Source organism: Candidatus Poribacteria bacterium, assembly GCA_021162805.1.
Taxonomy (GTDB): Bacteria; Poribacteria; WGA-4E; order B28-G17; family B28-G17; genus JAGGXZ01.
In genome coordinates this window covers 69,692-76,079 of sequence record JAGGXZ010000200.1, presented here as the reverse complement: position 1 = coordinate 76,079, position 6,388 = coordinate 69,692, and the positions used below count along the sequence as shown (strand labels likewise).

Here is a 6,388-nt window from a genome sequence, read left to right as displayed (position 1 = left end):
TCTCAGACTTTTGTCAGTCAACCAGATGGAGGATGATTAGAATTAAATTAGACACATTGGAAATAGGTTCCCAGGTCTACAGAAGGATTATCGAGGATCTCAGCCATTATGCTCGTGAAGTTTGGTCTAGGGGAGGAAGAAAGCTTCTCTTCGATCACTTCCAAGTGGAGCTTAATCAGCTAATTAAGGAAATAACAAAGCCAGAATATACAGTCAAGTTAATAAACTTGGAAGGAATCCCGATCGGGATAGCTGCCTATAAGCTTGAAGACCGGAAGATAAGGGTACTACTTTTCTATGTTTGCTCCCCCTTTCGAGGGAAAGACTATGAACGCATCGCTATACTTCAGCTCGTCGACAGCTTTAAATCCCTTTCATGGGTTGAAGAAATAGAAATCTTGTTACATCCTTTCTGTCGGTTCATCGACGACGATCGCTTCCTCAAAAACATTGGCTTTGAAGTTCAAGAATGGGTCTGGATGAGTAAGAGTTTAGACCGGTCAGAAGAAATTGTATCCTGCTCTCCCGAGATCAGATGTGAAATAACACCATGGGATGAAAGGACTGCTTCAGATATAGCAAAGCTGGATATTGAAGCAAAGATATTACTTAAATCTCGGGAAAGCGACTTCAACATAAAAGCTTCTAAGATTTGTTTCAAAGGCGAGGAGGTTGTAGGTTTCATTCTGGTTTCGACGTCTGGCTCTAAAGGAGTGGTGAAATACATCTTTGTCTCTGAGGAGTTTCGGCGTAAAGGGATAGGTCGAGCTCTTTTAAGAGCTTCACTTAAGCAATTGCAAGATGAAGGGATTAAATCAGTCATTGCGGAGTTAAACATGGAAAATTTAGCGTCTATATCACTTTTCTGGTCCCTTGGTTTTTCAATCTGTTGTAGAGCTCATCTTGTAGCGGTAATACGTAAAATTTCTCACTCCAACTATCTTCCATCACAGCGATGAACATCTATGTATAGCATACGAAGAACTCATTAGCAAAAATCTCCAGGCGATCAAAAATGAAGCGAACAAAACAGACCCCTGGTATTATAAACCTCCAACCGAAAAACCTATCTACCCCACACCTACCCTTCAGATACACCTCCATGACAAACCTGTATGGCCTGCCCCTCCTTCCTTTCCCCCTCATCCTCCTTTTGGGTATGCTCGCCTTTATTCCCCTTCTCCTCAGATACCCCCTCACCTTCCTGCTGTCATATGTAGTGAACCCCATTTTTTGGACACACCTCTTATTGGGGTGTATACTTAACAAGACAGAGAAAGGGGGTTCATGATGAGCCAAAGAAGGGAGTTTTCCCCTCACTTCAAAGTCCAGGTTGTCCTTGAGGCTCTCAAAGGGGACAGAACCCAAGCATCCATCTGCAGGGAATATAACATCTCCCCTGAGCTTCTGAGGCAGTGGAAGAAACAGTTTCTGGAGAGAGCCTATCTCATCTTCTCTCCTCAGACAAACTCGAAGGAGCACCAGAGAATTGCGGAGCTTGAGAGGCTTGTTGGGAGGCTCACTTATGAGCTTAGTGTCTCAAAAAAAGTATTCAATCTGCTGGGCTGTCACTTGAGAGGAAGCGAGAGGTGATAGATATGCTCAAGGGGGAGTACCCTGTAAGGCTGTTATGTGAAATCCTCGATTGCGCCCCCAGTTCTTACTACTACAGATCAATCAGAGAAGATGACCTGCTCATTAGAGAGGAGATAGAAAAGATAGCGATGGAGTTTCCAAGATACGGCTATCGAAGAGTCACAGCAGAGCTCAGAAGAAGAGGATACAGAGTAAATCACAAGAGGGTTCTAAGAATCATGCATGAGGAGAACCTCATTGTGCATGTTAAGAGCTATCTCAAAACTACTCTTTCAAATCACCATCTTGGCAGATATCCTAACCTGGTAAAGGGCATACAGATAGTGAGACCAAATCAGGTCTGGTGCGGTGACATAACTTACATCAAGCTGAAGAAGGAGCATGCCTATCTAAGCGTATTAATGGACATCTTCACAAGATCGATAAGGGGATGGCAGATATCGGCAAGCCTAGATGAGGAGCTTACCATCTCAGCACTGATGAAGGCTCTCAGCAGAGATGTGCCTGAGATCCATCATTCAGATCAGGGAGTCCAATATGCCTCAAGAAGATACATCCAGATCCTTCAGGAAAGAGGAGTCAAAATATCCATGTCATCCAAGGGGAATCCTTTGCAGAACGCCTACGCTGAGAGGCTGATAAGAACTCTGAAAGAGGAGGAGGTATATCTGAACGAGTATGAGGATATAGAGGAAGCAAAGGAAAAGATAGGCCACTTCCTTGAAGAGGTCTACATGAAGAAGAGGGTCCACTCCGCCTTAGGCTATCTGACGCCTTGGGAGTTCGAGCATAATTGGAGGGAAGGGAAGAGGTGAAGTTGAAAGAGAGGGGTAAATTTGGTAAGATAGGGTTGGCAGAAGGAGGGGATTGGAGGGAGAGAGGTTATTCAAATCTCCCTCTGATTCCCAAGGTGGAGGGTTACCCCCCCAATAAGATCGCCCAAAAATGTGTCCAAAATAATGGGTGCACTTCAGATAATCTTATCTAGCATTTTGGTCTCCTTGTAGGTTAGGTAGCATTTTCATCGCCCCCTCCTACAAGGAAACCTTTTTTCTTCTTATTTGTCAAGCCTTCGATGAACCATCTCATAGCTTCCGGGAATTCTCAGTATGTTTTCCTCCCTATGTGGTATAATTCTGGGGAATATCGATGATGAAGGGGGTGTCGAGGATGAAACTTATGATATCCACGCTTGCTTTTCTGTTTTGTCTTATGATGACGGCGATGGCGGCCGATGTGGCCATAATCGACTATGCGGACCAGTGGACTCAGGTGAAGGCGCTAGGTCCCACGCTGAACGAGATGAAGATCAAATATGATGATATCACCGATGACGTGATGAAGGGTAACTTTCAACTTGCCGGATATAAACTGTTCTTCATCTGTAGCATGGCCACGAATAACCCCACGATTCATTCCAATCTCGATGGAAATGCCAAGGTGATTCAGGATTTCGTCAAGGGGGGAGGGATCGTCATCGAACCAACCCAGGCCGACCAGAATGAAGCTAATGTGGATTGGCTTCCGAAGGGGTTAACCTGTGTTCGGAGCGATCCGGATCTGACCACGGTGGAGATCGTGAAACCGGATCACCCGTTGTTTAACACACCGAACAAGCTTAAAGAGGACGATTTCTTGAACTGGAAGTATAAAGGGTGGCCGACGGTCTGGGAGAGTATAGCCTCACAGTCCGGATTTGATGTGCTTGCTAAGAGCGGCGGTAGGTTTGTGATATTGGAGGCCGAATACGGGAAGGGAAAGTTCGTCATGATGGCCCTCGCTCCCGATAAATATCACGTGGTCGGCAATGATGACTATACCAAGAAGCAGGCCTTCCTGTTCTTTGAGAACCTCATGCACGCCTATTATCTGGACGTCCTGGCGCTCCAGCCGAAGGGCAAAATAAGTCTGATATGGGCTGAGCTTAAGCTTACTTGTCGCCGATGATGGTTAGGTCATTTATTGTCATTTGTAGTCATTAATGACGGCGAAGCCAAATGACTTAATGACTACAAATGACGGTTGAGCGGCGGACGGTGGATAATTGGCCGCAGATACTACACTCAAGGGAAATAAGAGCGAATCTAAATGCTAAGGAGGATAAGACGATGAAAATCTACCTGATGACCGATTTAGAAGGCGTGGCCGGAGTGCTTAACTTTGAGGAGTGGACCGGACCGGGTAAACCCTACTATGAGTTGGCCAAGGAGTTTCTGACCCTGGAGGTGAACGCTGCGATCGATGGCTTCTTCGAAGGAGGAGCGAAGGAGATACTGGTGGTGGACGGTCACGGCCCCGGCGGCATCAACATCAAGCTCCTCGATCCGCGGGTGGATTATCTCCGCGGTTGGGGGGAGGGGCCCTGGCCCCTCATGTTGGATGAGACATTCGATGCGGTTGCCTGGGTAGGCCAGCACGCCAAGTCGGGAACCGAATACGCCCATCTCGCCCATACCCAGAGCACAGCTTACCTTGACCTATCCATTAACGGCATCTCGATCGGTGAGTTGGGACAGCTGGCGATGTGCGCCAGCGAGTTGGGCGTACGATCCATCTTCGCCTCAGGGGATGAAGCTCTGACGAAAGAGGCGAAAGCCTTGATACCAGGTATAGAAACGGTGGCCGTGAAACGCGGGATAAGACCGGGCACCGGAAATGAGCTGACAAGGGAGGAATACGCCCGTTTCACCTCCTCCGCCATTCACGTTCATCCCGTTCGCGCTCGCCAGCTCATCCGCGAGGGAGCGCTGAGGGCCATTCAACGGGCTAAAAAGGAGGAGTTCGGCATCATACCTCTCAACCCTCCGTTCGAGCGAGTGGCCAAATTCCGAGCGAGCAAGGATAACCCACGGAAAACCATATCACGGGAGACACATCCGACGAGCGTTATCGCTTTGATGAACATGCCTTTTAATCCACAACCGATGGAAGAGGGTTAGGGCATTTCGCTCATATTTATTTCCCTTGAGCCAGGTCATTTAGCTTTTCCGTCATTTCAGATGGCCTGCAGACGGCGGGCTGTTAACCGTAGACTTCAATAACATGAGCGAGCCGCATAGGCGGAAATAGGGATGATGTTATGTGGTAGGATAACGGCAGGGGGAATACGCCAGACGATCCTGAGTCTGTCGTCCTATCTCAGCGTTGCCGCCGCCATTTTCATCTACTTACTGATTCAGATTCAGCATTTCACGCCCGCCTATCAGGAGGTGGATCCCGACGGTTATCTTTTCCTCGCCAAGCGTATAGCACATCTGCAATCGCCGGCAGTAAGGGAGGAAGACCCGTTTATGTATCAGAGCCACGTCTGGGTTGAGACGCCCCAAGGGAAGGTGGTGCCCAAGTTCGCGCCCGGTTATCCTCTTCTGCTGGCGATCTTCTATCGGATCGGAGGCGATGAGGCGATGTTCCTGGTAAGCCCTTTGATGGGTGGGCTGGGGTTGATCGGCGCGTATCTGCTCTTTTCGCTCTGGATGTCCCCCGCTGTGGCAGCTTTGGGCGTCTGGGCGTTGGCCGTCAATCCCATGTATCTGGTCTACTCGGGCTATCTCCTCTCCCATGCCTCAAACACCTGTTTCATCATATGGGGTATGTATTTCCTATGGAGGTGGCTCCGTCGAGGTTCGACGGGATCGGGGATCGGGGCGGGACTGCTTCTGGGATTCGCTTCTACGATCCGCCATACCAGCATATTGATGGGAGGTGTGGTGCTGATCGCGGTCTTTAGCCGTTGGCTGCGGGAACGCGGTTCAACCGCCCGGGGGATCTCCATACTGTTGGGATGTTACGCCATTTTTCCGATACTGCTGATGATCTATAACTGGAGGCTTTTCGGCCATCCTCTGGTCACGGGATACGCTCTCACACACGAGCAGGAGTCGTTTTCGCTGAGGTTCCTTCGCCGGAATATCGGCATGATGATAAGAGGGCTTAACACCACGGCGCTCCTCCTGATCTTTCCCCTGGGGCTGGTGGGGATGATATCGATAGGACATCCATGGGAACGACTGATGCGGATTTTTTGGTTTCTGCCGATCGTGCTGCTATATGCATCCTACTACTGGGCTCCTCAGGGCATGCCCTATCTCCGTTTCACGATCTGCACCTTTCCCGTTGTGGTTGGATCAGCTTTGCTCCTGCTGGATAGGATATCCGATGAACACCCGGCTAGAAGCTGGATGCAGCGATGCGTCATGATCCTTTTCGTGGCGCTGCTCGTGATCCTCCGATACAATGAGGCACAGCGCAGTATGCGTCAGATCGTCTCCGACCCGGGCTCGCGCGCCGTCGCCCTCGGCGCCCGGATGCTCTCCCGAACCTTACGGCCGGACGCCGTGATCTTCTCGCAGAGGCCGTTTTTCTGCTACATCGGCACGCGCGAGAGGTTTCGCTTTTATGACCTTCAGCGCTTCAAGACCTTCCTGAGCTCCTCAGTGCTTCGTCAGCCTAAACGTACCGAGCGCCTGCGTAAACTGTACGCCTCCTTAGGTCAGTCCGGAATGATCCGGAAGAAGCGGGAGCTGATACGTTCCTACCTCGAGAGGGGAAAACAGGTCGTTTTCCTCATCCCCCAGAGCGCGTTGAAGGATGAGCGGAAGCAATTGGACGGCGGTTTCAGGTTCGTTCTACTGAGGATGTGGGACGTTCCCATCAAATCGCCTCCCGAGAAATGGGGCCTCTATCAGGTGATGCTGAACAGGGGCATCCCTTGAAGGGCACTGCACGAGATGGGGCATTTTAACGTGCACGTGCCCGATTTCGGGCACCTTGATCGGGGCTATCGAAAGCCTAC

The 6,388-nt window shown here is 49.8% G+C and carries 8 protein-coding genes; 7 read left to right on the top strand and 1 reads right to left on the bottom strand.

Going from position 1 to position 6,388, the window contains the following annotated elements:
• The coding region (locus tag J7M22_16625; protein ID MCD6508229.1) for a GNAT family N-acetyltransferase at window positions 1-959 on the top strand (959 nt) is incomplete at its 5' end.
• 4 nt (window positions 960-963) lie between these two features.
• Here the strand turns inward: J7M22_16625 and J7M22_16620 are convergent.
• The gene (locus J7M22_16620) at window positions 964-1,200 is read right to left on the bottom strand and encodes a hypothetical protein (protein ID MCD6508228.1); all 237 of its coding nucleotides are present in this window, start codon (window positions 1,198-1,200) and stop codon (window positions 964-966) included.
• 90 nt (window positions 1,201-1,290) lie between these two features.
• On the opposite strand from J7M22_16620, the gene J7M22_16615 reads away from it, so the two are divergent.
• The 6 genes from J7M22_16615 to J7M22_16590 all read left to right on the top strand — a co-directional run bounded on the left by J7M22_16615 (window position 1,291) and on the right by J7M22_16590 (window position 6,308).
• On the top strand, window positions 1,291-1,593 hold the full coding sequence (locus J7M22_16615) for a transposase (protein MCD6508227.1): 303 nt from the start codon (window positions 1,291-1,293) through the stop codon (window positions 1,591-1,593).
• Window positions 1,551-2,411, top strand: coding sequence for an IS3 family transposase (locus tag J7M22_16610; GenBank protein ID MCD6508226.1), 861 nt, complete (start codon window positions 1,551-1,553; stop codon window positions 2,409-2,411). The genes J7M22_16615 and J7M22_16610 overlap by 43 nt, the downstream gene beginning before the upstream one ends.
• On the top strand, window positions 2,408-2,584 hold the full coding sequence (locus J7M22_16605; GenBank protein ID MCD6508225.1) for a hypothetical protein: 177 nt from the start codon (window positions 2,408-2,410) through the stop codon (window positions 2,582-2,584). Before J7M22_16610 ends, J7M22_16605 begins: the two co-directional genes overlap by 4 nt.
• A gap of 182 nt (window positions 2,585-2,766) precedes the next feature.
• On the top strand, window positions 2,767-3,543 hold the full coding sequence (locus J7M22_16600) for a hypothetical protein (GenBank protein ID MCD6508224.1): 777 nt from the start codon (window positions 2,767-2,769) through the stop codon (window positions 3,541-3,543).
• A gap of 161 nt (window positions 3,544-3,704) precedes the next feature.
• Window positions 3,705-4,535, top strand: a complete 831-nt coding sequence (locus tag J7M22_16595) for a M55 family metallopeptidase (GenBank protein MCD6508223.1) — start codon at window positions 3,705-3,707, stop codon at window positions 4,533-4,535.
• A gap of 132 nt (window positions 4,536-4,667) precedes the next feature.
• Window positions 4,668-6,308 (top strand): glycosyltransferase family 39 protein, encoded by a 1,641-nt coding sequence (locus tag J7M22_16590; GenBank protein MCD6508222.1) that lies wholly within the window; start codon window positions 4,668-4,670, stop codon window positions 6,306-6,308.
• The last annotated feature ends 80 nt before the right edge of the window (window positions 6,309-6,388 follow it).

Excerpts from the sequence above, each read along its gene's own strand:
- J7M22_16600 (MCD6508224.1), top strand. The coding sequence starts at position 2,767 with ATGAAACTTATGATATCCACGCTTGCTTTTCTGTTTTGTCTTATGATG.
- J7M22_16590 (MCD6508222.1), top strand. The coding sequence starts at position 4,668 with ATGATGTTATGTGGTAGGATAACGGCAGGGGGAATACGCCAGACGATC.
- J7M22_16615 (MCD6508227.1), top strand. The coding sequence starts at position 1,291 with ATGAGCCAAAGAAGGGAGTTTTCCCCTCACTTCAAAGTCCAGGTTGTC.
- J7M22_16595 (MCD6508223.1), top strand. The coding sequence starts at position 3,705 with ATGAAAATCTACCTGATGACCGATTTAGAAGGCGTGGCCGGAGTGCTT.